25 protein-coding genes are annotated in these 21,698 nt (G+C 58.8%); 8 read left to right on the top strand and 17 right to left on the bottom strand.

Translation table 11 applies throughout. The annotated features are described in order from the left end of the window. Positions 1-139 precede the first annotated feature (139 nt). The 7 genes from ACO54Z_RS11310 to mutM all read left to right on the top strand — a co-directional run bounded on the left by ACO54Z_RS11310 (position 140) and on the right by mutM (position 7,606). Entirely contained in the window at positions 140-1,405 is a 1,266-nt protein-coding gene (locus ACO54Z_RS11310; RefSeq protein ID WP_485997104.1) for a PDDEXK-like family protein, read from the top strand. 318 nt (positions 1,406-1,723) lie between these two features. Next, the gene (locus ACO54Z_RS11305; RefSeq protein ID WP_485997103.1) at positions 1,724-2,212 is read left to right on the top strand and encodes a hypothetical protein; all 489 of its coding nucleotides are present in this window, start codon (positions 1,724-1,726) and stop codon (positions 2,210-2,212) included. After that, complete coding sequence (locus tag ACO54Z_RS11300) at positions 2,134-3,801, top strand: AAA family ATPase (RefSeq protein WP_485997102.1); 1,668 nt, start codon at positions 2,134-2,136, stop codon at positions 3,799-3,801. Before ACO54Z_RS11305 ends, ACO54Z_RS11300 begins: the two co-directional genes overlap by 79 nt. A gap of 52 nt (positions 3,802-3,853) precedes the next feature. Next, positions 3,854-4,795 carry a ribonuclease Z gene (gene rnz, locus ACO54Z_RS11295; RefSeq protein WP_485997101.1) on the top strand — a complete coding sequence of 314 codons (942 nt, stop codon included), beginning with the start codon at positions 3,854-3,856 and terminating at the stop codon, positions 4,793-4,795. A gap of 68 nt (positions 4,796-4,863) precedes the next feature. After that, positions 4,864-5,727 carry an alpha/beta hydrolase gene (locus ACO54Z_RS11290; RefSeq protein WP_485997100.1) on the top strand — a complete coding sequence of 288 codons (864 nt, stop codon included), beginning with the start codon at positions 4,864-4,866 and terminating at the stop codon, positions 5,725-5,727. Positions 5,728-5,742: 15 nt separating this feature from the next. Further along, the gene (locus tag ACO54Z_RS11285) at positions 5,743-6,558 is read left to right on the top strand and encodes a hypothetical protein (protein ID WP_485997099.1); all 816 of its coding nucleotides are present in this window, start codon (positions 5,743-5,745) and stop codon (positions 6,556-6,558) included. 229 nt (positions 6,559-6,787) lie between these two features. After that, entirely contained in the window at positions 6,788-7,606 is an 819-nt protein-coding gene (mutM, locus tag ACO54Z_RS11280; RefSeq protein ID WP_485997098.1) for a bifunctional DNA-formamidopyrimidine glycosylase/DNA-(apurinic or apyrimidinic site) lyase, read from the top strand. 175 nt (positions 7,607-7,781) lie between these two features. On the opposite strand, the gene rpoN is transcribed toward mutM, so the two are convergent. From rpoN to ACO54Z_RS11235, 9 genes are read right to left on the bottom strand one after another with little or no spacing between them, the layout of a single operon-like run. Beyond that, positions 7,782-9,209: an RNA polymerase factor sigma-54 gene (gene rpoN / locus ACO54Z_RS11275; RefSeq protein WP_485997097.1), complete on the bottom strand. Its 1,428-nt coding sequence runs from the start codon at positions 9,207-9,209 to the stop codon at positions 7,782-7,784. A gap of 14 nt (positions 9,210-9,223) precedes the next feature. Further along, positions 9,224-9,946, bottom strand: a complete 723-nt coding sequence (gene lptB, locus ACO54Z_RS11270) for an LPS export ABC transporter ATP-binding protein (protein ID WP_485997096.1) — start codon at positions 9,944-9,946, stop codon at positions 9,224-9,226. 2 nt (positions 9,947-9,948) lie between these two features. Continuing rightward, on the bottom strand, positions 9,949-10,428 hold the full coding sequence (lptA, locus tag ACO54Z_RS11265; RefSeq protein WP_485997095.1) for a lipopolysaccharide transport periplasmic protein LptA: 480 nt from the start codon (positions 10,426-10,428) through the stop codon (positions 9,949-9,951). Beyond that, the gene (lptC, locus tag ACO54Z_RS11260; protein WP_485997094.1) at positions 10,412-10,951 is read right to left on the bottom strand and encodes an LPS export ABC transporter periplasmic protein LptC; all 540 of its coding nucleotides are present in this window, start codon (positions 10,949-10,951) and stop codon (positions 10,412-10,414) included. Before lptC ends, lptA begins: the two co-directional genes overlap by 17 nt. A 55-nt stretch (positions 10,952-11,006) precedes the next feature. Continuing rightward, a complete protein-coding gene (locus ACO54Z_RS11255; protein WP_485997093.1) occupies positions 11,007-11,969 on the bottom strand; it encodes a KpsF/GutQ family sugar-phosphate isomerase in 963 nt (320 codons plus the stop codon). Then, complete coding sequence (locus ACO54Z_RS11250; protein WP_485997092.1) at positions 11,966-12,643, bottom strand: SDR family NAD(P)-dependent oxidoreductase; 678 nt, start codon at positions 12,641-12,643, stop codon at positions 11,966-11,968. Before ACO54Z_RS11250 ends, ACO54Z_RS11255 begins: the two co-directional genes overlap by 4 nt. Then, the gene (locus ACO54Z_RS11245; RefSeq protein WP_485997091.1) at positions 12,640-13,311 is read right to left on the bottom strand and encodes an HAD family hydrolase; all 672 of its coding nucleotides are present in this window, start codon (positions 13,309-13,311) and stop codon (positions 12,640-12,642) included. The genes ACO54Z_RS11250 and ACO54Z_RS11245 overlap by 4 nt, the downstream gene beginning before the upstream one ends. Continuing rightward, positions 13,308-14,003 carry a bifunctional 2-polyprenyl-6-hydroxyphenol methylase/3-demethylubiquinol 3-O-methyltransferase UbiG gene (ubiG, locus tag ACO54Z_RS11240; protein ID WP_485997090.1) on the bottom strand — a complete coding sequence of 232 codons (696 nt, stop codon included), beginning with the start codon at positions 14,001-14,003 and terminating at the stop codon, positions 13,308-13,310. Before ubiG ends, ACO54Z_RS11245 begins: the two co-directional genes overlap by 4 nt. Before the next feature lie 11 nt (positions 14,004-14,014). Continuing rightward, the gene (locus ACO54Z_RS11235; protein ID WP_485997089.1) at positions 14,015-14,452 is read right to left on the bottom strand and encodes a CopD family protein; all 438 of its coding nucleotides are present in this window, start codon (positions 14,450-14,452) and stop codon (positions 14,015-14,017) included. 315 nt (positions 14,453-14,767) lie between these two features. On the opposite strand from ACO54Z_RS11235, the gene ACO54Z_RS11230 reads away from it, so the two are divergent. Continuing rightward, a complete protein-coding gene (locus ACO54Z_RS11230; RefSeq protein WP_485997088.1) occupies positions 14,768-15,943 on the top strand; it encodes a hypothetical protein in 1,176 nt (391 codons plus the stop codon). Between the two features lie 171 nt (positions 15,944-16,114). Here the strand turns inward: ACO54Z_RS11230 and ACO54Z_RS11225 are convergent, their stop codons facing one another. From ACO54Z_RS11225 to ACO54Z_RS11190, 8 genes are all read right to left on the bottom strand, one after another. Next, positions 16,115-16,615, bottom strand: coding sequence for a DUF3828 domain-containing protein (locus ACO54Z_RS11225; RefSeq protein ID WP_485997087.1), 501 nt, complete (start codon positions 16,613-16,615; stop codon positions 16,115-16,117). Positions 16,616-16,642: 27 nt separating this feature from the next. Beyond that, positions 16,643-17,212 carry a sugar O-acetyltransferase gene (locus ACO54Z_RS11220; RefSeq protein WP_485997086.1) on the bottom strand — a complete coding sequence of 190 codons (570 nt, stop codon included), beginning with the start codon at positions 17,210-17,212 and terminating at the stop codon, positions 16,643-16,645. Then, entirely contained in the window at positions 17,212-17,409 is a 198-nt protein-coding gene (locus tag ACO54Z_RS11215) for a DUF1737 domain-containing protein (RefSeq protein ID WP_298079486.1), read from the bottom strand. Before ACO54Z_RS11215 ends, ACO54Z_RS11220 begins: the two co-directional genes overlap by 1 nt. Before the next feature lie 411 nt (positions 17,410-17,820). Next, positions 17,821-18,348 carry a flavodoxin gene (locus ACO54Z_RS11210; protein WP_298079485.1) on the bottom strand — a complete coding sequence of 176 codons (528 nt, stop codon included), beginning with the start codon at positions 18,346-18,348 and terminating at the stop codon, positions 17,821-17,823. Positions 18,349-18,390: 42 nt separating this feature from the next. Then, positions 18,391-19,263, bottom strand: coding sequence for a bifunctional methylenetetrahydrofolate dehydrogenase/methenyltetrahydrofolate cyclohydrolase FolD (folD, locus tag ACO54Z_RS11205; protein ID WP_485997085.1), 873 nt, complete (start codon positions 19,261-19,263; stop codon positions 18,391-18,393). 19 nt (positions 19,264-19,282) lie between these two features. Continuing rightward, positions 19,283-19,690: an HIT family protein gene (locus tag ACO54Z_RS11200; RefSeq protein ID WP_485997084.1), complete on the bottom strand. Its 408-nt coding sequence runs from the start codon at positions 19,688-19,690 to the stop codon at positions 19,283-19,285. Positions 19,691-19,756: 66 nt separating this feature from the next. Further along, on the bottom strand, positions 19,757-20,062 hold the full coding sequence (locus ACO54Z_RS11195; protein ID WP_485997083.1) for an H-NS histone family protein: 306 nt from the start codon (positions 20,060-20,062) through the stop codon (positions 19,757-19,759). A gap of 74 nt (positions 20,063-20,136) precedes the next feature. Next, entirely contained in the window at positions 20,137-21,513 is a 1,377-nt protein-coding gene (locus ACO54Z_RS11190; protein ID WP_485997082.1) for a M48 family metalloprotease, read from the bottom strand. Positions 21,514-21,698 lie beyond the last annotated feature (185 nt).

Here is a 21,698-nt window from a genome sequence, read left to right as displayed (position 1 = left end):
TTTCTATATCAACTACGGATTTGTTTGAGGCAGCATACATTTTAGGACACCACCTCCCACTGTAAACGCAGCGACACCGGCTGACGCATAGCGGTTGCATAATCGCGCCTGCCAACCCCACAACGTTTAGGAGAACGTAATGACAACACCCCCAGAAAATGAGCTGCTGCATAAAGTCGCCATTGAACTTGAAGCTCTTGCAAAAGCCAGAGCGCACTACAGCCCGCAACTCGCTCCCGATTTCAGCGTTTTTGACTATATCGATACCTCGGAATTGGGATTGAGTAGAATCTTAGGAGATTTGCTTAACCCCAAAGGGCGACATGCGCAAGGCACGCTATTCCTGCGGCGGTTTATAGAAACCTGTTTGCCGGATATTGCGCACAATGCGGCTTGGCTGGATTTTATGAAAGACCTGCCCAATACCAGGATTTTTTTGGAAGAACGGACTTCTGCAACAAATGCCTGGCGGCGTATGGATATTTACCTGTCGCAGGCACCACAATTTGGCATCTGCATTGAGAATAAGCCGTATGCACATGACCAGGAAGCCCAAATCTCTGATTACGTCAAAGAACTCAAAGAACGGCATCCCCATTTTCATTTAGTTTATCTGAATGAGCGCGGCATGCCAAGCACATACAGCATCAGCGAAGAAGAACTCAAAGCACTGAAAAAAAGTCAGAGAATTACCTTTTTGACTTACACGAATTTAACAAAATGGTTAAAGGCCTGTATGGCAGATATTCAAAATGCCAGTGTGCTGGAATTTAGCAAGCAACTGGTGCAATTTATCTACAAACAATTTACCGGAGTAAATAATATGAGCGAACAACAACTCTTACTGCAAAATATGGTAAAAAATGAGGAAACCATAACAGCGGCCATAAAAATATCTGCCAATATAACAGAGATGATGAAACTACTTATGATAAAATTAGTTGAAGACTTAGAAAAGTATACAAAAGAGGAATATACTATAACTGCTGATGATTTTACTGGTGCCAGATGGGAAGGAATCAATTTTTCTATACCTGGGAAAGAATATAGCATTCGTTTTGAGTTCGGTAGCACTGGGTTTAATAATCCAGTTTTGGGCATTTTCTCCCCCAAGGATTTAAAAGCATCAGATCATAAGCAAATATTTGATAAAATTGAAAATTTATTCAAGAATCAGGAAAAGAATAGCCTGCATCAAAATATTCGTTTCAAAGATAATGGCCATTGGCCAATGTGGTATTGGTTTTCTCATCTGACTGGTGACAACGGCTCAAAACCATGTACATGGCAGAATGATGCCAAACCTTGGGAAATGATAAAGAGCGGCAAAATGGCAGAAAAAATTATCGCCGAGGTAGATGCGTTATATAAATTTCTGCAAAACGCCGAAAGCGCACCTAAATAAGCCGCAGCAAGGCGCTGCTTACAACCCAAACCGTAGGTAGCAACGCACCATACCATTTACATACACCTGAGCGCTCCATGTGTATGTAAATGTGAGTCTGCAAGGACACCGTGTACATCGTGAGTTCACCCTGCTCCTGCTACGGGTAAGGAATTCTCATATGGCAAACAGCCCTTGAAAGAGATACCCAACCTTTTAAACTAAACCCCGACAGCCGCCTTTCATCAGGCGGCTTTTTCATGCGACACGAACTGACGTTACCCCCTGCATAATGCGTCCCGAACCCTTACCGTTCATCACCCTTTCAAGGAGAACATTATGCAAACTGATACCACAACGACAGCCGCGACCAACTGGCGTCTTGAGCCTTCTTCCCTGAGCCTGTACGCGGAAAAGCTGATTATCCGCATCATTCTGCAACACGACGGCCTAAGAAAAAACTTTGGGCAACATTCCTGGGATGAAGATGTCGCCCTACCGCTGGGACTACCTGAAAAACTGCGGGATGAACCCGATATGCAGCAAATCGTTCGTACCCTGCTGGAAGCGCGCTGGCAAGAAATCCGGCATAAAGAAGATGATGAAACCTCTTTTTTTGTCCAGGCCGAAAAAATATTGACTTTATTACTGCACGTCTCAGTTTTAATGAAACTGAAATTGCCTTATTTCGCTTGGCAGTCTATTTACGTGGCGAAAAAGCATTGCGTGAGATATTTGATAGATATAATATGCGTGATTTTAATCGTTGCAATCATTTTATTGCTGATTTTCTTGATCTTTCACCAAATAATGTTTTTTGCGCTTTGAAAAACAATTCAAAATTATATCTATACGAGTTTATTGAAAGAGGTGGTTATTGCCATAAGGTAGAAGATTACCTCAAATGGGGCGATGCGCTGGAATTTGAGCAATTCATGCACGATCCGTTAACCGAGCAAAGCTGGCTAAGCACTTGCGCTACTGCAAGTGCGCCGCCCTCGCTGCAATGGGATGATTTCTCACACATCACCTTCCTGCGTGACAGTGCCCTGCGTTATTTGCAGCATATGCGCGATAGCGGGCAACCCGGCGCCAATATTCTGCTTTACGGCAAACCTGGTACAGGCAAAAGCGAATTTGCCGCATTGCTTGCCGAAAAAGCCGCCGTTCATCCCTACGCCATACTTAGCCAGGATGAAGATGGCGACTGCATTGATGGCAAAGCACGACTGGTGAAATTTCGTGTTGCGCAAACATTATTGGCAGCGCAGCGTTCTTTGCTGATTTTTGATGAGGTTGAAGACGTTTTTTCTAGTAGCGCATTTCAGCGTTCTGTCGCCGGTTCGCACAAAGCCTGGATCAATGATTTTCTGAGTAACAACCCCGTCCCTACCATCTGGATCAGCAATGATGTTTCCTGCATGGATCGGGCGGCGATTCGCCGTTTTGATTTGGTGATTGAAATGCCGGATTTACCGCGGGAAAAGAAAGCGCGTTTGCTGGAAACGGCAAGTGCGGGGCGACTGTCGGCGGATTATGTTCAGCATTTTTCGCGGCAGCCGCAATTATTGCCCGCCGTGATTGAACGCGGGCTGAAAGTTGCCAGTATTGTTTGCGGTGACAATTCGGATTTTGGCGGGCAGGCGCTGCATATTTTCAACCAAACCTTGCAGGCGCAGCGGCATAAAACGATTGGCAAATTGCCTGCGGCAAAGGCGGCCTATTCTTTGCAATGGGTAAATTGCGACAGCGATTTGGCGGCTATCAGCGCAGGATTGATTGCCCGTCCGCAGGGGCGTATTTGTTGTTATGGCGCGCCGGGGACGGGTAAATCTGCCTGGGCGCAATGGATTGCCGAGCAGGCGGGATTACCGGTGTCGCTGTGCAAGGGTTCGGATTTGTTGGACAAATATGTGGGCGGTACGGAGGAAAATATTGCCGCCGCTTTTCGCCGCGCCGATACGCTTGGCGAGGCACTGATTATTGATGAGGCGGATTCTTTTCTCTTTGCCCGGCAAGGGGCGGAACGCAGTTGGGAGCGCAGTATGGTCAATGAAATGCTGACGCAAATAGAGCAATTCGACGGCCTGCTGGTAATTACCACCAATTTGATGGATGAGCTCGATCCCGCCGTTCTGCGCCGTTTTGATTTGAAGCTGAAATTTGACTGGCTCACCGCTGGGCAAGCCGCCGCACTCGCCGCTGAGCATTTATCGCTATTGCATTTGCCGCCCCTGGATGCGGCACAACAGACGCGTTTGCAACAATTAACTTCGCTTGCGCCCGGCGATTTCGCCGCCATTGCCCGCCGCCACCGTTTTGCGCCATTTGTGAATGCAGCGGAATGGTTGCAGACGTTAATGGAGGAATGTCAATTAAAGGCACCGCATCTGCAAAAACGGCGTATCGGTTTTTAAGAAAATCATCACCGGGTTACAATGGCGTTTTCTATTTTGCAGGGAATCATTCATGCAACTCCAATTCCTCGGTACGGGCGCCGGAATGCCCAGCAAATCACGCAATGTTTCCGCGCTGGCGCTTAATCTCGACAGCCCGGCAGCGCAAACCTGGCTTTTTGATTGCGGCGAGGCGACGCAGCACACTATTTTGCATACCACCGTTCGCCCCGGCCGTATTCGCCGCATTTTTATCACCCACCTGCACGGCGATCATATTTTTGGCCTGCCCGGCCTGCTTTCCAGCCGGGGGATGATGGGCAATGACACGCCGATTGATCTCTACGGCCCGGCAGGCATCCGCCGTTTTCTGGAAACGGCGCTGGCGGTTTCCGCCAGTTTCCTGCCCTATCCGTTGCACATTCATGAGTTTGCCGAAGCCGGCACGGTGCATGAAGACGAGCTTTACGGCGTCAGCGCACGTCCGCTCATCCACGGCGTGGCGAGTTTCGCCTATGTGATTCGCGAGGCGGTGCAGCCCGGCGCGCTTGATGTCGCCCGCCTGCGCGCCGAGGGCGTCCCCACCGGGCCGCTGTATGCGCGGCTGAAAAACGGCGAGACCATCACCCTCGGCGATGGTCGCGTGCTGCACGGCGCCGATTACTGCGCGCCCGCTCGCGCCGAACGCCGTGTGGTGATTTTTGGCGACACCCGCCACGACGACGCGCACGCCGATTTTTGCCGCGATGCCGACCTCATCGTGCATGAGGCGACGTTTGCCGGGGGCGAGGAAGCGCTCGCCGCACGCCACGGACACAGCACCGCCGACGAAGCCGCCCGCCTTGCGCGCGATGCCGGGGCGAAACGGCTCTACCTGACCCACATCAGCGCCCGCTACGATGCGGCGGAAACGGCAGCGTTGCTCGCCCGCGCCCGCAAGATTTTCCCCGCGACCGAACTCGCGCATGACCGTCTGGTGGTGGATGTACCGCGGACGGCACGCGGCGCGGGTTAGGTCGCCGAATTTGAATCGGCGTATCATCGCCAAGTGTCAAACAAACAGTCTTCCAGCCAGCCCCCCAAATGACCGCCAAAAAAATCCTCGCCCGCCTCACCGCCTGCGCCGTCGCCCTCTACCTGCTGACGCTGACCGCGCTCTATTGCCTGCAAGAGCGGCTGCTGTTCCACCCTGCCCCGCTTGCGCCAAATCACAGCTTCCACTTCGCCGCGCCGTTTGCCGAAATCCGCCTGCCCGCCGACGGTGCCACCCTGCACGGCCTCTATTTCCCCGCCACACCGCCCGTCAAAGGTCGCCTCCTCTTTTACCACGGCAACACCGGCTCGCTGGACGACTGGGGCGGGGTCGCCGCCCGCTTCGCCGCGCTTGGTTACGACAGCTACGCCTTCGACTACCGCGGCTACGGCAAAAGCGACGGGCGCATCGAAAGTGAAGCGCAGCTCAACGCCGATGCCGACCGCATGGCGGCATACGTCCAACAACAGGGCGATGGTCGCTTTGCCGTCGTCGGCTACTCGCTCGGCAGCGGACTGGCGGCGCGCGCCGCGCAAAAATACCGCGCCGACACCCTGCTGCTCGCCGCCCCCTACGAACGCCTCGACCAGCTCCAGCAGGAAAAGGTCCCCTTCGTGCCGCACTTCCTGCTCAAATACCACCTCCCCACCGCCGCATACCTCGCCGACGCCCACAGCCAAATCACCCTGATTCACGGCAGCCGCGACACCCTCATCCCGCCCGCACACAGCCGCCGCCTCGCCACACAACTCAAACCCGGCGATGCCGCCTTTGAGACCGACGCCGCACACGGCAACCTCCTCGCCGACCCGCAATTCTGGCAGATTGCGACAGCGCAGCTGACGGCGCCTGACCAAATTGACAGCCCGCCGCCGCGCAACCCCGTTACAATCACTCCCGTCCCCAGTCAATAAACAAGGAGCATCCCAATGAACAAAACCCTCATTGCCCTCGCCTGCCTCGCGGCCTTCACCCTAACTGAACCCGCCCTCGCGCAAGCCACCATCAGCAGCGGCAAGGCCACCATCAGCCGTGCCAAAGGTGCGAAAAAAACCGTGCGCAAAAAAGCCGTCGCCAAAAAACCCGCTGCGGCCGCCGCACAAAACAACACCGACGACGTGCAGCACATCGAAGGCCGCATCAGCGGCGAACAAACCGCCGACTATCCGCTTAATCTCCAGCCGGGACAAAGCCTTACCGTCAAACTCACCACGCCGCACACCAGCACCCACTACCTGCTGATGCCGCCCGAAGGCGACGAAGTACTGCACAACAGCGCACTCGACGGCGCCGAATACAAAGGCACCACCAAACAGGGCGGCAAATACCGCGTTCAGGTCTATATGCTGCAATCGGCGGCCAAACGCGGCGAAACGGCGCCATACAACCTCACCATTACCACCGGCAAGGCTGCGGCCAAAGCCGCTACCGTAGTCCCGCCGCCCGCGGACAACCGCAACATTGACGGCCATATCAGCGGCAGCGAAACCCGCGAATACCCGGTGAACATCAAACAGGGTCAGGCGGTCAACGTCCTGCTCAGCAGCGCCAACAAAAACACCCACTTCAACCTGCTGCCGCCGAAAGGCGAAGAAGCCGTGCATAACGGCACCGTGAGCGGCAACCAGTACACCGGCGTCGCCAAACACAGCGGCGAATACCGCGTGCGCGTTTACCTACTTGACGCCGCCGCCAAGCGCAACGAAACCGCCAAATACAACCTGAAAATCAGCACGGGACAATAAGAACCTGCCCAACATCCGCTACAGGCGTCATGCGCGCAGGATTGGGCGGGCTGCGGGATTACAAGACTTGACAAAGTAGCCCACATTACCTGCGTCTTGCACCCTGCATCCCGTTCCAACCTGCACGCATCCGCCTCGCACCAAGATATTGAGCAGGCTCTGAAAACCACAAGGTGCGCCCTGGCGCACCTTTTTTAAGGCCACGCAAAACCCGCCAGACACCCCTACCATGCCCGAACTGCCCGAAGTCGAAACCACCCGCCGCGGCATCACGCCGCACCTCGAAGGCCGCCGCATCCGTGCCATCACCGCCCAAGTCGCCAAACTGCGACAACCGCTCGATGTCTCCGCACTCAACCGCCTCCGCGGCCACACCATCACCCGCGTCGAGCGGCGCGGCAAACACCTCGTCCTGCACGCCGACCAGCCCGAACTCGCGCTGCATATCCACCTTGGCATGAGCGGCGCGCTGCGCGTCGTCCCCGCCGACAGCCCGCGCAAAAAACACGACCACGTCACCATCGCCCTTGATGACGGTCACGAACTGCGCCTGCACGACCCGCGCCGCTTCGGCCACATCGCCCTGATTGACCCCGCCCGGCCACCGGCGAGTCTCACCACACTGGGCGACGAACCGCTGGACGACACCTTCAACGGCGACCGCCTCCACGCACAAACCCGCGGCAAAACCGCCGCCATCAAAACCCACATCATGAACCAGCGCTACCTGGTCGGCGTCGGCAACATCTACGCCACCGAAGCACTGTTTGCGAGCGGCATACACCCCGCCCGTGCCGCCGACAGCCTCAGCCGCGCCGACTGCAGCCGCCTCGCGGATGCCATCAAAAGCGTGCTGCGCGCCGCCATAGAACAGGGCGGCACCACCCTGCGCGATTTCACCCACCCCGACGGCACCCACGGCTACTTCGCGCAGACACTTGCCGCCTACGGCAAAAGCGGCGAACCCTGCCCGCGCTGTCAGCGCCCGCTGCAAAACATGGTGATTAACGGCCGCAGCACCGTCTATTGCCCGTATTGCCAGGAATAACCGCCGCCATCGAACCACCGACACCCACCACTACGAGCCGGTTTATAGCCATCCCCCGAAAGCCTCATACGGTGTTGCGTCGCCTGACCGGGCACCCTAAAAAAAATGGCGAAGCTATTTTTTAGGGAAACCCGCGCCGTACAAGGATTTGTGAGGATTGCTATACAACGGACGCTCAGCGTTTGCGCCGCAATACGGTGGTCGGGATGTCCTGGCTTTCGCGGTATTTGGTGACGGTGCGGCGCGCGATTTTGTGTCCCTGTTCGGTGAGGATGTCGGTGATTTTTTGGTCGGAGAGCGGTTTGGCCGGGTTTTCTTTGGCGATGATGTCGGCAATCAGTGCCTTGATGGCGACGATGGACTGGTCGTCGCCATCGCTGTTTTCCAGTTGTGCCGAGAAGAAGTAGCGCAGCTCGTAGATGCCGCGTTTGCACATCAGGTATTTGCCGTTCACCGCGCGGCTGACGGTGCTTTCGTGGATGTCCAGCATTTCCGCGACTTTTTGTCTGGACAGGGGCCGCATCGCCGCTTCGCCTTCCTGGAAGAAGTCTTGTTGCAGAGCGACGATGAGGTGGGCGACGCGGCGGATGGTGTCGGCGCGTTTGTCGATGGCGGTGAGGAACCAGCGCGCTTCTTGCAGTTGGGCTTGCAGCAGGGTTTTGTCCGCGCCTTTGGCGGCTTCGGCGATTTTGAGGTAGTCCTGGTTCAGGGTGAGTTCGGGGCGGATGTTGTCGCTGGTTTCGATGTAGCTGATGCCGTTTTTTTCGCGGACGATGATTTCGGGTTCGATGTATTGCGGGGCTGCTTCGCTGTAGCTTTGGCCGGGGCGCGGGTCGAGGCTGCGCAGCAGCGCGATGGCGTGGTCGTAGGTCTCGGCGCTCATTTCGAGGCGCTGGCGGATCATCGCCGGGTTTTTGCTGATGAAGCCGAAGTAACGCCGCATGATTTGTTGGAGTTCGGCCAGCCACGGGGTGTCTTTCGGTAATGCCGCGATTTGCAGGTTGAGGCATTCTTCGAGGTCGCGCGCGCCGATGCCGGTCGGCTGGCATTGTTGCACGATGCGCAGGCCGCGCTGGAGTTGTTCGGGCGGCAGTTGGTGGGTGTGCGCGAGTTGGGCGATGTCGGCCCGGAAGTAGCCGTCGTCGTCGAGTTCAAAGGCGATGGTGAGTGCCGCCTGGCGCTGGGCTTCGCTCAGGTGCGGCATTTGGCTGATTTGTTCTTCGAGCCAGGCGCCGAGGTCGGGGCGGCCGCTGAGGTAGAGTTCGAGGTTGGGGTCTTCTTCCTGGTAGGGCTGGTGGTCTTTCCAGTCGTAGTCGTAGTGTTCTTCCCAGGTGCTGTCGTATTCGAGTTCGCCGGAGAGGTGGTTGAGCAGGCCGGTTTCGGGTTCGTAGTCGCCGTCTTCGTTTTCGCTTTCGCCCGGGCTGCCGCGCTCTTGCTGGTAGTCGTTTTTGCGCTCCAGCATGATGTTTTGGCTCAGCATGGCGCTGATTTCGGTTTGCAGGTCGAGGCTGTTCATGTTGAGCAGTTTGATCGCCTGCTGGAGTTGCGGGGTGAGGGTGAGGCTTTGTTTGAGGCTGAGGTCTAGGCTCTGGTTTTGTTGCATGGTCCTTATGCCGGTTAGTTGAGGGTGAAGTCTTCGCCGAGGTACACCCGCCGCGCTTCTTCGTTGGCGACGATTTCGGCGGGCGCGCCTGCGGCAATGATGGCGCCGTCGGAGAGGATGTAGGCGTGGTCGCAGCTTTTCAGGGTTTCGCGCACGTTGTGGTCGGTAATGAGCACGCCGATGCCGCGATCGGTGAGGTGGGTGATGATGTTTCTGATGTCGCCAACGGCGATGGGATCCACCCCGGCGAAGGGTTCGTCCAAGAGGATGTAGCGCGGGTTGCAGGCAAGGGTGCGCGCGATTTCGCACCGTCGCCGTTCGCCGCCGGAGAGGCTTTGGCCGAGGGTGTCGGCGCGGCTGGCGATGCCGAGGTCTTGCATGAGTTCGTGTGCGCGCGCTTCGCGGTCGGGTTTGTTGAGGTCGGTGGCGAGTTCGAGGATGGCGAGGATGTTGTCGCGCACGCTCAGTTTGCGGAAGACGCTGGCTTCTTGTGGCAGGTAGGAGAGGCCGAGGCGGGCGCGGCGGTGTACGGGCAGCGCGGTGATGTCCGCACCGTCCAGCAGGATGCGGCCACGGTCGGGGCGGACGAGGCCGATGGTCATGTAGAAGCTGGTGGTTTTGCCCGCGCCGTTCGGGCCGAGCAGGCCGACGACTTGCGCGGCGTCCACTTGGTAGCTGGCGTCTTTGACCACGCGGCGGTTGCGGTAGTTTTTTTCGAGGTGTTCGGCGATGAGCATGGTTATTTGGTTTTTGGCTGGAAGGTCATGTTGACGCCGCGCCCGCTGACGCGCTCTTGTTTGAGGTTGTAGGTGAGGTGGTCGGCGCGGGTTTCGTTTTTGTCCTGTTTGACGTGGGCGTTTTTGTCGATTTCGACGGTGGAGGTCAGCACGGTGTATTTCATGTATTGGCCGCTGCCGTCTATCGGCGGCTCTTTGGCGGGGACGTAGTGGAAGGTGGTCGGGTTGCCCCAGCTTTCGATGGTGTGGATTTTGCCCTCTTGCAGGCGGATGACGATTTTGTCGCCTTTCAGGTTCATTTCGCCTTGCGTCACGACGACGTGGCCGGTGTAGGTGGCGATGCCGGTGTTGGCGTCGTATTCGCCGCTGTCGGCCTTGAGGTTGATGGGCAGTTGCTGCGGGTTGTTGGTCGCTTTTTCTTGTGCGTGGGCAATGGTCGCGAGGAAGGCGAGTGCGAGCAGGGTTTTAGCGGGCGGTTTCATAGGTGCTCCTGATGTCGTGGTCGAGGGTGATGCGGTTGCTGTTCATGTCCCAGCGTGCGCCTATGGCGTCGGTGCGGCTGGTTTCGCTGGCAAGGGTTATCGGGTCGGCGGTTTCGGCGATTTGGCTTTCGGGGTGGTAGTGCAGGCTCGCGGTGTCGATTTGGTAGTGGTGTGTGCCGCTCTTTTGTTCGCCGTGGACGCCGCCGCTGAGGGTTATCAGGTTTTTGGCGTCGTTGCGCTCGGCCAGCGCCGCGCGCAATTGGCGTTCGCCGTTTTGCAGGCGGGCGCGCATTTGTGGCTGGTAGAGGCGGTCTTCGCCGCTTTTGAGGTGTTCGGCGCGCGGGCTTTGCAGGACGCTCACTTGCAGGCCGTCGGCGTCGTATTGGTAAAGGGTGCTGTTTTCCAGCGAGAGGCGTACCGGGTCTTCGGCGGCGGGGGCGGTGCTGCCGCTGTTTTCGCGCTGCCACCACCACAGGGCGACGAGGACGGCGGCGGTCGTCCAGATGAGGTCGCGGCGGGTCATGGGCGCGGCTCCTTTACATACAGGGGAGCGCTCATCGTGTATGTAAATTCAAACATCACGCCACCCCCGCGCGCAGCAGGTCGTGGATGTGGATGATGCCGGCGATGCGTTCGCCGTCCAGTACCGGCAGCGCGGTGATGTGGCGTGCTTCCATCTGTTGTAGCGCTGCGGCGGCAAGCACGGCGGGCGCGGTGGTTTGCGGGTCGCGGGTCATGACTTCGGCGATGGGGCGTTGCAAGGCGTCCGGGTATTTTTCCAGCGCACGGCGCAGGTCGCCGTCGGTGAAGATGCCGAGCAGGCGCTCGCCGTCGCTGACGAGTGTCACGCCGAGGCCTTTGTCGGTGATTTGAAACAGCGCGGTTTGCACGCTGGCGTCCAGCGCCACTTGCGGCACGGCGGCGTCGCGGCGCATGACGTCGCCGACTTTGGTCATCAGCCGCCGTCCCAGTCTGCCGTAGGGGTGCGAGCGGGCGAAGTCCTGTTCGTTGAATTGCCGTGCCTGCATCAGGGTGATGGCAAGCGCGTCGCCGAGTGCCAGCGTGGCGGTGGTGCTGGTGGTTGGGGCGAGGCCGAGCGGGCAGGCTTCTTTTTCGATAATGATGGGCAGGTGCAGGTCGGCCTGTTGTGCCAGCGCTGATTGCGGGCGGCCGGTAATGGCGATGGTTTTGACGCCGAGTGCGCGCACAATCGGCAGCATCATCAGGATTTCCTGGCTTTCGCCGGAGTAGGAGATGGCGAGGATGGTATCGTCGGCGGTAATCATGCCGAGGTCGCCGTGTCCGGCTTCGGCGGCGTGGACGAAGAAGGCGGGCGTGCCGGTGCTGGCGAGGGTTGCCGCGATTTTTTCGCCGATGTGGCCGGATTTGCCGAGGCCGGTGACGATGATGTGGCCGCGCGTGGCAAGCAGCAGGTCGCAGGCGGCGAGGAAGGGCGCGCCGAGTTGGTCGATTTGCGCGCGCACGGCGTCGGCTTCGAGGCGCAGCACGTCGCGGGCGTGGTCAAGGCGGGTGTCGCTCATGCGTAATGCTCCAGCGGTGCGGGGGTGCCGCGCAGGGCGTCGAGGTAGAGCGGCACGGCGGCGTCGGCATCGCGCCAGTTTGCCTGTCCGGCGGGATAGACGGCGCGGCTCAAGGGGGTATCGACCCAGCCGGGGTCCACGGTGGCGAAGCCGATGGCCGGGTAGGCGTGTTTTTCGGCGTGCAGGGTGGCGATGAGTTTTTCCAGCGCGGCCTGGGCGACGCCGTAGCTGTGCCAGTAGGCGCTTTGCACGCGGTGCTGGCTGTGCAGGCTAAAGATGACGCGCGGGTTGTCGCCCGCTTGCAGCAGTTCGCGCTGCGTCTGGAACAGCCACAGCGGCGCGGTCAGGTTCACTTGCAGCCCTTGCAGCCAGGCGGTGGGGTCGTCGTGGATGAGCGGGCGCAGGCCGCCGCATACCGCCGCCAGATGGATTTGCGCGTCCAGTTTGCCGTGGTCTTCGCCAATCATCGCGGCGAGGCGGCTGTAGGCGTCGTAGCCGCTGCGCCACAGGTCAAACGGCACGAGGGTGTGGTCGCCGCGCAGTTCGTCGTCGAGCGCTTCCAGCGAGAGCGGGTCGAGGTCGAGCAGCAGCAGGTGATGACCTTCGGCGTCGAGCGCGCGGGCAAGCGCCTGGCCGATGCCGCCGCAGGCGCCGGTGAGGAGGATGGTTTTCATGGTTCAACTCCCAAGAGGTAAGGGCGCAGCGCGGCGACGTCCGCCACGAAAGCGAGCGGGCGGTCAGCAGCGGCGAGTTCGGCGCGGCTGGTGTAGCCGTAGTCGCAGTAAATCGACGGCATCCCGGCGCGAGTGGCGGCGCGGATGTCGGCGTTGCTGTCGCCAATCATGATGCAGCGCTCCGGCCTGACGCCGACGAGCGAGCAGGCGTAGGCGAGCGGTGCCGGGTCGGGTTTGCCAACGGCGAGGGTGTCGCCGCAGACCAGCGCCGCCGCGCGCAGCTCAAAACCGAAATGGCGGGCGATGGCGTAGGTGAAGCGCTCCAGCTTGTTGGTGACGACGCCCCAAGGCACGCCGCGCGCTTCCAGCGCCGCCAGCAGGTCTTCCATGCCGGGGAACCAGCGGGTATGGTCGGCGATGTGTTGCAAATAATCGGCGTAAAAGGCGTCCTGCAACACGGGCAGGCGCGGGTCGTCCGCCTCGGCGGCAAGCGCATGGCGCAGCATCGCGCGCGAACCGTGTCCGGCGTAGGGCAGAATGGCCTCCGGCGGCGCGGCATCGTAGCCGTGTTGCACCAGGGCGCGATTGACGGCGGCGATGAGGTCGGACGCGGTGTCAAGCAGCGTGCCGTCCAAATCGAACCACACCGCCTGATAGGGCGCGCTCACGCCGCCTCCTTGCGCGCGGCGAACAAATAATTGATGTCGAGGTGGCGTGACAGCCGCGCCGTTTGCCGCAGCGGCAAATAATCCATGCCGCAGAAGGCGACCGGGGTCAGCCCGGCGCGCGTTGCCATGCGCGCAAGCTCCGCCGGTTTGATGAACCAGTCATATTGATGCGTGCCCTGCGGCACCAGGCGCAGCAGGTATTCGGCGGCGCAAATCACGCCGAGGCGCGCCTTCACGGTGCGGTTTACCGTCGAAAAAAACGCCCAACCACCCGGCTTCAGCAGCGCGTGAATATCGCGCAGCACCGCCGCCGGATCGGAGACGTGCTCCAGCATCTCCATGCAGGTGACGGCGTCGAACGACTCGCCACGCGCGACCGCATCACGGCTGGATTCGAGGCGATATTCCACCGCCTGCCCGGCACGGTGCGCTTCCGCCGCCTGTAGCGCGGATTCGGCGAGGTCAATGCCGACCACCGACGCGCCGCGTTCCGCCAGCGCCTCACTCAAAATGCCGCCGCCGCAGCCGACATCCAGCACACGCAGCCCCTGCAAATCAACAAAACGCTCAATGAACTGCAAACGCGCGGGATTAATCTGGTGCAGCGTGCGGTAAGGGCCATGCGCGTCCCAAAACGCGCTGCCGTGCTGCTGAAAACTGCCAATATCGGCGGAAAGCGGGACAGATTGCATAAAACCTCCGGTTAAAACGGCTTGAGCGAGGCGAGGAGGACAATGGCAATCAAGGCCACGCTCGGCACCTCATTGAAAAAACGGTAAAACTTGTGACTGCGGCGATTAAGACCTGCGGCAAAGGTGCGGTTGATGCGGCCGCAAACGATTTGGTAGGCGACCAGCCCCGCGACCAAAACCAGCTTGGCGTGCAGCCAGCCCCGGCCAATCAAATGCGCCCAACCACCTGCCCACAGCAGCAGTCCGCCAAACACCAGCGTCAGCCCCATGCCGATATGCCCCATGACATAGAGCTTGCGCTCCATCACACAAAAACGGCGCATCGTGGTGGCATCGCCACCGTCCTGCGCCATCGCGTGATAAACATAGAGTCGTGGCAGGTAAAACAATTCGGCAAACCAGCACACCATGCCGATGATATGCAGCGCCTTCCAGGTCAAATACGCCATAAAACATTGCCTCTTGTAGTGTAATGGCGCGCAGTTTACCGCATTGGCACGAATATTGCTAAGGGCGGCACCCCGCCGCCCCGTTTATAGCCATCCACCGAAAGTTTCAGACAAGGCGCATCGCCGAAGACGGTACGCGGTTGTACGGCGCGGGTTTCCCTAAAAAATGGCTCCGCCATTTTTTAGGGTGCCCGGTCAGGCGACGCAACACAGTATGAGACTTTCGGTGGATGGCTATACATACAGGATAGCGGGGAAGGTGTATATAAACGGCATCCCGTAAAATATCCGCCCCTCCTTTTACAACCTGCCCCGATGACCTTCAACACCCTCGACCGCCTGCTGCATGGCTACTTCGCCGCCTTCATCCTCCTCGGCTGGATTATCCCGAACCACATCGGCGGCGCCCGCTTCATCGCTTGCATGGTCTGGGCGGGGCTGATTATTACCACCCTGATGCGCCGCCAGCACAGTCAGCGCGTCCAGCACCGCTTCCGCAAAGTCGTCGCCACGGGTTTTGGCGCGACCCTGCCGCTGGTCGTCGCCGCGATGCTGTGGTCAGAAACCCTGTCGCTGTTCGATGACTGGCGCAACGGCGACTACCGCGTGCCGCGCGCCGAGCTGCTGTACGCCGCCTTTACCCTGCCGGCGGCGGAACAATGCGACGACAAAAGCTGTCGATTGTCCGCCGATGGTCTCCGCCTGCACTGTACAACCGCAAAAAAATACAACACTTGCGACCACGCCTATCCCTTCGCCGGACAAGCGGCGCAGGTGTGGCATTACGACGGCAGAGTGTACGAACTGCGCGTGGGCGACCGCGTCATTTACGATTACGACGCGCAAATCGCCGCCTTTGAGAACGAGCGCCACGAGCTACGCCTCGGTATGTTGGAGCTGATTTTCTTCGCCGCCCTGCCGCAATTGTGGCTCGCCTGGCAATACTACCGCCTCGGCAAGGCGATGCCGGAAGAAAGCGGCGAAGCGCCGCAATACCGCATCCTGCCGCGCAAGGGCGAACGCGCCCGGCGCAACTGCAACTTCCCGCCGCCATTGAACCGTGCCATCAGCGTCGCCCGCATCTTTGCAGGCGTCCTCCTGCTGCCGCTGCTCGCCGTCTTCGCTCTCGCCGTCGCCAAAGGCACGCTCACCCTGTCGCTGTTCACCACGCTTGCCATCCTTGCCGCTTTTGCCGTTGCCCTGAGCCGCTATCCGGGCAGCCGCTACTGGCGCTACCGCGCGGCCAGTCACACCATCGAGCGCGCCCGCGTTCGCCGTATCGAAGCGGCGTACCCGCTCGCCGACTGGCAGGCGGTCGCGGTCATGCAGGATAAGGAAGACGAATGGGCGGTCTGCCTCATCGGCGACGACGGCGCAAAAACTGTCGAACTGGAACGCTTCCGCGTCTTCACCGGCGGTCGCACCTACGCGCGCCGCTACCGCAAACAGGTCGCCCGCGCCACCGGGCTGGCCGAATGGGAAGAATGCTAAAGGCGGTTTGCCAAAGAATATAAACCGACCTTGGCCTTAACCCTCGATTTGCCGTAACTCCTCTGCCCCGTAGGGTGGGCCTTGGCCCACCATCACTAACATCTGGCCAATATCTGGTTGAATGGTGGGGCAAGCCCCACCCTACTTGATCCCTGCGCTTGCCGTAATGGGCTATTGCGCTGCGCCATTCTTTTCCACATTCGCCAGGCAATCCGCCAGGGATTTTTTGAAAGAGCGCGGCGATTTGTTTTCCCCGCCTGGTTCGAGTAGGTCGGTAATCTGGCATTTTCCCGTCGTGCAGTCGAATTGGTAGGTGACGGTGGTCGGCTCATCGAAATTTTTGAAGGTTGCCGCGACGGTGTTTTTGTCCAGCGTTTTGATTTTCAGGGTGCGTTTGATGCTGGCGGCGTCGTAGTCCTGTCCCTGAATGATAAAGTCGTAATCGATACAGCCCATTTCGCCGCCTGCCAGTTGTTCATCTTTGGCAAAGAGTGCTTTTATTTCGGCGCTGGCGTAGTCGTCAAAGGACACGCCGCTGTCCGTGGCATTTTCTTCCTGATAGACGCGATAGAGTTTTTGCACGATTTGTTCCGGCGTTTCCGCTTTTCCGGCGTCCTTGGCGAAGGTTGTGCTGACGGCTAGCAGTAACAGGGGAAAAAGGTTTTTTTTCATGGCAATTCCTGTTTTTTGGTGTGGTGTTTATTCGGCGTGAATGCCCCAGGCGGCGTACTGTTCGCGGTCGGCGTCGCTGATTTGCCGCAGGACGCGGCAGGGGTTGCCGACGGCGAGGCTGTTTGCCGGGATGTTTTTGGTGACGACGCTGCCCGCGCCAATGACGCTGTTGCCGCCGAGCCAGACGTTGTTGCCGATGGTAATCGGCGCAGTGTGTTCCCAGGTTGCGTTGCGCAGCGCGGGGTGCAGCGGGTGGTTGACGGTGTAGAGGGCGACGTTGGGTGCAAGGAGGACGTTGTCGCCGATGGTGACAACGCCGCCGTCGAGGATGGTACAGCCGCTGTTGGCGTAGAAGTTGCGGCCAAAGCGGATGCCCTCGCCGTAGTCGCAGTGAAAGGGCGGGGTGATGTGGATGCCGTCGGGTAGTGCGCCGAGGAGTTCAGTGAGCAGCGCCTGTTGCGCGGCGGTGTCGTCCGGTGGGATTTGCGTGTTGTAGCGCCAGAGCAGGCGGCGGCAGCGGTCGCGGCGCGCCTTGAGGTCAGGGTCGTAGGGCAGGTGCGGCGCGCCGCTGCGCATCGCGTCCCAGGCGGCGCTCATCAGTAGTCTCCGAGCGGTTTGGCGGGGTCGTAGGCGGCGTCGGTTTCTTTGACGATGGCCTGGCCGCAGTAGCGACCATTGGCATCGCCGGTCAGTTGCGGGTCGCCGTAGAGTTCCCAGCCATTTTGCAGGGCTTCGGTAACACGGCGGCAGAAGCTGCTGTCGTCGGGGCCGGTGAGGAAGCGGTAGATTTTCATGGGGTCTCCGGGGGTTGGGTTTTATGGTTACAGCCAAGGGCTGTTTGTGTCGTTTATTAGACCTCTTCCAAACCAGGCAAAGGCATACGTTTTTTGGAATTTGTATCCCTGCCCCCACCCCAGCCCTCCCCCACGGGGGAGGGAGCCGTTCTGCGGCAGATTCAAATAACTGCTGCCGTATCGCATATGGATAGTTATGAAACTGTTGCTATTTTTGCAGCCAATGAGTTCCCTCCCCCTGTGGGGGACAGGAACAGCTCAACCGCAGGATGAGAAAGTTAGGGTGGGGGCAGCAGACAACAGCCTGGCAGGTTCGGGATTTTGTCGGGTTGTCGTGCAAGTTATGGTTTGGAAGGAAGTCTATTTAAGGAAATGCCCGCGCGTGGCGGGCATGGTTTATCTGTTCCGGATTCAGGCGAGCAGTTGCGGGATGACTTGTGCGACCCACGCTTCCAGCCGTTCCTGCGTTTTTTCCGGCTGGCTGTCTTCGTCCAGCGCGAGGCCGATAAAGTTGCCGTTGGCCTTGAGCGCCTTGGACGAGGTGAATTTGTAATCCGCGCTCGGCCATTCGCCGATAAAGGTCGCGCCTTGTGCGCCCAGTTGTTCGGCGAGCATTCCCATCGCGTCGAGATAGTATTCGGGGTAGCCGATTTGGTCGCCGAGGCCGAACATGGCAATCACCGTGCCCTTGAGGTCGGCGCTGGCGATTTTATCGACGACGAGCTCCCAGTCGTCCTGGTATTCGCCGTAGTTCCAGGTCGGCATACCGAGGATGATGCGCTTGTAGAGGAACATGTCGTTCGGGTCGTCGAGGTCGATGATGTTGATCGGCACGATTTCCAGCCCGAATTTTTCTTTGATGCAGGCTTCGATGCGGTAGGCGACGTCTTCGGTCATGCCGGTGGTGCTGCCGTAGAAGAAGCCGATTTCTTGGCTCATGTGCGGTCTCCGTGAAGGGTTGGTAATGGCGGTTATTGTCGGTTAATCGTGCAGGGCGTGCAATGCTTTCGCGCACGCCAGGGTGTTGCGCAGCAGGCAGGCGATGGTCATCGGGCCGATGCCGCCGGGGACGGGGGTGATGGCGCTGGCGACTTCGGCAGCGCTCGCAAAGTGGACGTCGCCGACGAGGCGGGTTTTGTTGCCGTCCGCGATGCGGTTGATGCCGACGTCAAGCACGGTCGCGCCGGGTTTCAACCAGTCGCCGCGCACCAGTTCGGGTTTGCCGACGGCGGCGATGACGATGTCGGCTTCGCGGCAGCGCGCGGCAAGGTCGGCGGTGCGTGAGTGGGCAATGGTGACGGTGGCGTTGGCGGCGAGCAAGAGCGCCGCCATCGGTTTGCCGACGATGTTGGAGCGGCCAATGACTATGGCGCGTTTGCCGGAGAGGTCGCCGATGCGGTCTTTCAGGATAAGCGCGCAGCCGAGCGGGGTGCAGGGGACGGAGACGGGGTTGCCCGTCCACAGGCGGCCCACGTTCACCGGGTGGAAGCCGTCCACGTCTTTGTCCGGGGTGATGGCGTTCAAGACGGCGTCAGCGTCGAGGTGCGCGGGCAGCGGCAGTTGGATGAGGATGCCGTGTACTTGCGGGTCGGCGTTGAGCGCGGCGACCTGGGCGAGCAGCTCCGCCTGGGTGGTGTTTTCCGGCAGGCGGTATTCAAGGCTGTTAAATCCCGCTTCTTTTGCCTGGATGCCTTTGTTGCGCACATAGACTTCACTTGCAGGATCTTTGCCGACGAGGACGACGGCGAGGCCGGGCTGGATGCCGGTTTTTTCGCGGAAGGCGGCGGTTTCTTGCGCGACCTGGGCGCGGATGGTGGCGGCGAAGGCTTTGCCGTCGATGATTGCGGCGCTCATTTTTTTCTCCGGCTTTGTTTTACAGGGCAGCGGCGATGGCGGCGGCGGTTTCGCGCAATTCGTTTATATCCGCCGGGCTTTGTGCGTGTGCGCCGAGATTTTTGCCCGCCCATACTGGGATGAGGTGCATATGGTAATAGAAGACGCTTTGTCCGGCGGCTTCGCCATTGTATTGCACGATTTTGATGCCATCGGGGTTCAGTGCTTTTTTCTGCGCCCGCGCCAGTTTTTGGCTGAAGGTGATGATGTGCCGCAATGATTCGGGGTCGGCGGTAAAGAGATCGGGGGCAAAGGTTTTCGGGATAATCAGGCTATGTCCCTTGCTTTGCGGGAAGGCATCCATGAAGGCAAATAGATGTTCGTCTTCGTATATTTTGGCGCAGGGTATTTCGCTGGCAAGGATTTTATGGAAGATGGTGTCGCTCATGTTCAGACTCCGTTCGGGGTAATAAAAAAGGCACGAGATTCGTGCCTTTCCGTGCAATTGACAAAATCAGATTTGCATATCGTGTTCGCTGATGCCGCGTTCGAGGTTTTCTTTGAACCATTGCGGTTGGCGTCCCATGCCACTCCAGGTTTGGGCATGATTGTGCGGGTTGCGATAGCGCGGCGGCATGGCGGTGCGTTGTGCGGCCGGTTTGTTTTCGACGCTATTGATAAAGCGGGATGCCTGGCGTTGTGCTTCGGCAAGGATATCACGGGCGCGACGTTTTTTTTGTTTGTCCACATGATTGATCAATGCTTCAAAGTCGTCATTGTTCAGGTTATCGACCTGGTTAAAGAGTGCTTCAAGACTCATCTTTGGGTTCCTCGTTTGTATTAAAGACGGGGCGAATTATAGCGGTGCCGGTAAAAATGTAAAGCCCTTTTTGTTTATTTTTCGTCCTGCTCGTGCAATTGTTCATAGCGTTTTTGCAATGCGCGTGCTTTTTGTCTTTCATTGGCGGGAAGGGTCGGGTCTTTCAGTGCGCGTTCGACTTGTGCAGCCGCCAGTTCGTAATCGCCAATGAGGGCATAATATTTGGCGGTGAGGATAAACTGTTCGCCGCGCCGCCCCTGTTTTTCCAGTAAATCGCCATAGAGATCATAGTATTGGACTGCGCCTGCATCACGCGCGATTTGTGTCTGCAACAGTTTTTCCGCTTCCCGGTTTTTGCCGTTGGCTATCAGGCTGCGGGCATAAGGTATTATCAGGTTTTCATTGTTTTTCCAACGCTGCCATGCCTTGCCGAGCAGGGTTTCAGCCTGCGCCGCATTGCCGGTTGCCAGCGCCTGTTCGCCATGCAGGCGGGCAAACAGGGCATTTTTTTCTGGCGGCAATGCGACGAGCATGGTCGGCATTATCGCGCGGTCGTTGCGCCGCTGCGCTTCGAGGTATTGCCGGTATTGTTCGGCAAAGGGGTCTTCCGGGCGGTATTCACGCAGTTTGTAGCGGCTGTAGCGCTGGATGGCGGTTTTTGCCAATTGGTATTCCAGCGGATTGTGTATGGTGCCGCTTTTCCGGTTTTTGCGACGCTGGCGGTCGGCGCGATTTTCCGGCAAGGGGTGGGTCAGGAGAAATTCGGGCGGATGGCTGCCGGTTACGGTCAGCTTTTCAAAAAAGACGGCCATTTGGGTGAGGTCATATCCCGCTTTTTCCAATACCTTGGCGGCGACGTCATCGGCCTGCTGTTCATGCGTGCGCGAGTATTCCAGTTTCTTTTCCATGATATAGGCGTGGGTACCGGCGACGGCTGCCTGCGCGCCATCCGTGCTGTTTCCCGCGGTGGCGGCGGCAATTCCGGCGAGGATGCCAATCGCCTGCATCCAGCCATATTTTTCGGCATTGGCAATGGAGCGGGCGATATGCGATTGATTGACGTGGCCAATTTCGTGGGCAATGACTCCGGCAAGCTGGTCTTCGTTATCGGTCATCGCAATCAGGCCGCTGTTGATGCCGATATAGCCGCCGCTGGTGGCAAAGGCATTGATGGCGGGCGAGTCAATAATAAAGAAGTGATAGCCGGATGGTGCGGGTGCGTACAGCGCGAGGCGATTGCCCAGCGCGCGCAGGTATTGGGTGATTTCCGGCTGTTCCAGCAATTCGCCGCGCTGGCGCAATTGTCCTTCAACCGCCATGCCAATATTGCGCGCACGGTCGCCGACAAAGATGCGTTTTTCGGGATTGCCGAGATCGGGTAATTCAATATCGGCGGCGTGAATGCCGCAGGCGCTAACGGCGGCAGCGAGACAAAGCAGGGATTTGCGCATGGGGAATGGAGGGTTGCAAAAGAAAGACGCGCATTATATTTAAGTCGCATCCATGACGCAGTCCATATAAAAAAACGGGCGACGATTGCGTGACCATTCGTCGCCCGTATCCGCAGTGGCTATCGCAGAAACATCAAACCATGCAAACTTGTGTCAGCCGTGCCACAAACCCTGCGCAGAAACTG

The sequence above is a fragment of the Cardiobacterium sp. genome (assembly GCF_057314735.1).
The sequence above is the reverse complement of the archived record's forward strand: the minus strand, read 5'-3'. Positions and strand labels throughout refer to the sequence as shown.

What these genes read in the sequence shown, in the direction of transcription:
- ACO54Z_RS11190 (WP_485997082.1), bottom strand. Translation starts at nt 21,513, where the DNA reads ATGCGCAAATCCCTGCTTTGTCTCGCTGCCGCCGTTAGCGCCTGCGGC.
- ACO54Z_RS11235 (WP_485997089.1), bottom strand. Translation starts at nt 14,452, where the DNA reads ATGGCGTATTTGACCTGGAAGGCGCTGCATATCATCGGCATGGTGTGC.
- ACO54Z_RS11220 (WP_485997086.1), bottom strand. Translation starts at nt 17,212, where the DNA reads ATGAGCGCCGCCTGGGACGCGATGCGCAGCGGCGCGCCGCACCTGCCC.
- ACO54Z_RS11285 (WP_485997099.1), top strand. Translation starts at nt 5,743, where the DNA reads ATGAACAAAACCCTCATTGCCCTCGCCTGCCTCGCGGCCTTCACCCTA.
- ACO54Z_RS11210 (WP_298079485.1), bottom strand. Translation starts at nt 18,348, where the DNA reads ATGAGCCAAGAAATCGGCTTCTTCTACGGCAGCACCACCGGCATGACC.
- ACO54Z_RS11215 (WP_298079486.1), bottom strand. Translation starts at nt 17,409, where the DNA reads ATGAAAATCTACCGCTTCCTCACCGGCCCCGACGACAGCAGCTTCTGC.
- ACO54Z_RS11255 (WP_485997093.1), bottom strand. Translation starts at nt 11,969, where the DNA reads ATGAGCGACACCCGCCTTGACCACGCCCGCGACGTGCTGCGCCTCGAA.
- rpoN (WP_485997097.1), bottom strand. Translation starts at nt 9,209, where the DNA reads ATGCAACAAAACCAGAGCCTAGACCTCAGCCTCAAACAAAGCCTCACC.
- folD (WP_485997085.1), bottom strand. Translation starts at nt 19,263, where the DNA reads ATGAGCGCCGCAATCATCGACGGCAAAGCCTTCGCCGCCACCATCCGC.
- ACO54Z_RS11290 (WP_485997100.1), top strand. Translation starts at nt 4,864, where the DNA reads ATGACCGCCAAAAAAATCCTCGCCCGCCTCACCGCCTGCGCCGTCGCC.
- ACO54Z_RS11310 (WP_485997104.1), top strand. Translation starts at nt 140, where the DNA reads ATGACAACACCCCCAGAAAATGAGCTGCTGCATAAAGTCGCCATTGAA.
- mutM (WP_485997098.1), top strand. Translation starts at nt 6,788, where the DNA reads ATGCCCGAACTGCCCGAAGTCGAAACCACCCGCCGCGGCATCACGCCG.
- ACO54Z_RS11230 (WP_485997088.1), top strand. Translation starts at nt 14,768, where the DNA reads ATGACCTTCAACACCCTCGACCGCCTGCTGCATGGCTACTTCGCCGCC.
- ACO54Z_RS11225 (WP_485997087.1), bottom strand. Translation starts at nt 16,615, where the DNA reads ATGAAAAAAAACCTTTTTCCCCTGTTACTGCTAGCCGTCAGCACAACC.
- ACO54Z_RS11250 (WP_485997092.1), bottom strand. Translation starts at nt 12,643, where the DNA reads ATGAAAACCATCCTCCTCACCGGCGCCTGCGGCGGCATCGGCCAGGCG.
- rnz (WP_485997101.1), top strand. Translation starts at nt 3,854, where the DNA reads ATGCAACTCCAATTCCTCGGTACGGGCGCCGGAATGCCCAGCAAATCA.
- lptA (WP_485997095.1), bottom strand. Translation starts at nt 10,428, where the DNA reads ATGAAACCGCCCGCTAAAACCCTGCTCGCACTCGCCTTCCTCGCGACC.
- lptB (WP_485997096.1), bottom strand. Translation starts at nt 9,946, where the DNA reads ATGCTCATCGCCGAACACCTCGAAAAAAACTACCGCAACCGCCGCGTG.
- ACO54Z_RS11195 (WP_485997083.1), bottom strand. Translation starts at nt 20,062, where the DNA reads ATGAGTCTTGAAGCACTCTTTAACCAGGTCGATAACCTGAACAATGAC.
- ACO54Z_RS11300 (WP_485997102.1), top strand. Translation starts at nt 2,134, where the DNA reads ATGCGTGATTTTAATCGTTGCAATCATTTTATTGCTGATTTTCTTGAT.
- ACO54Z_RS11305 (WP_485997103.1), top strand. Translation starts at nt 1,724, where the DNA reads ATGCAAACTGATACCACAACGACAGCCGCGACCAACTGGCGTCTTGAG.
- ACO54Z_RS11200 (WP_485997084.1), bottom strand. Translation starts at nt 19,690, where the DNA reads ATGAGCGACACCATCTTCCATAAAATCCTTGCCAGCGAAATACCCTGC.
- ubiG (WP_485997090.1), bottom strand. Translation starts at nt 14,003, where the DNA reads ATGCAATCTGTCCCGCTTTCCGCCGATATTGGCAGTTTTCAGCAGCAC.
- lptC (WP_485997094.1), bottom strand. Translation starts at nt 10,951, where the DNA reads ATGACCCGCCGCGACCTCATCTGGACGACCGCCGCCGTCCTCGTCGCC.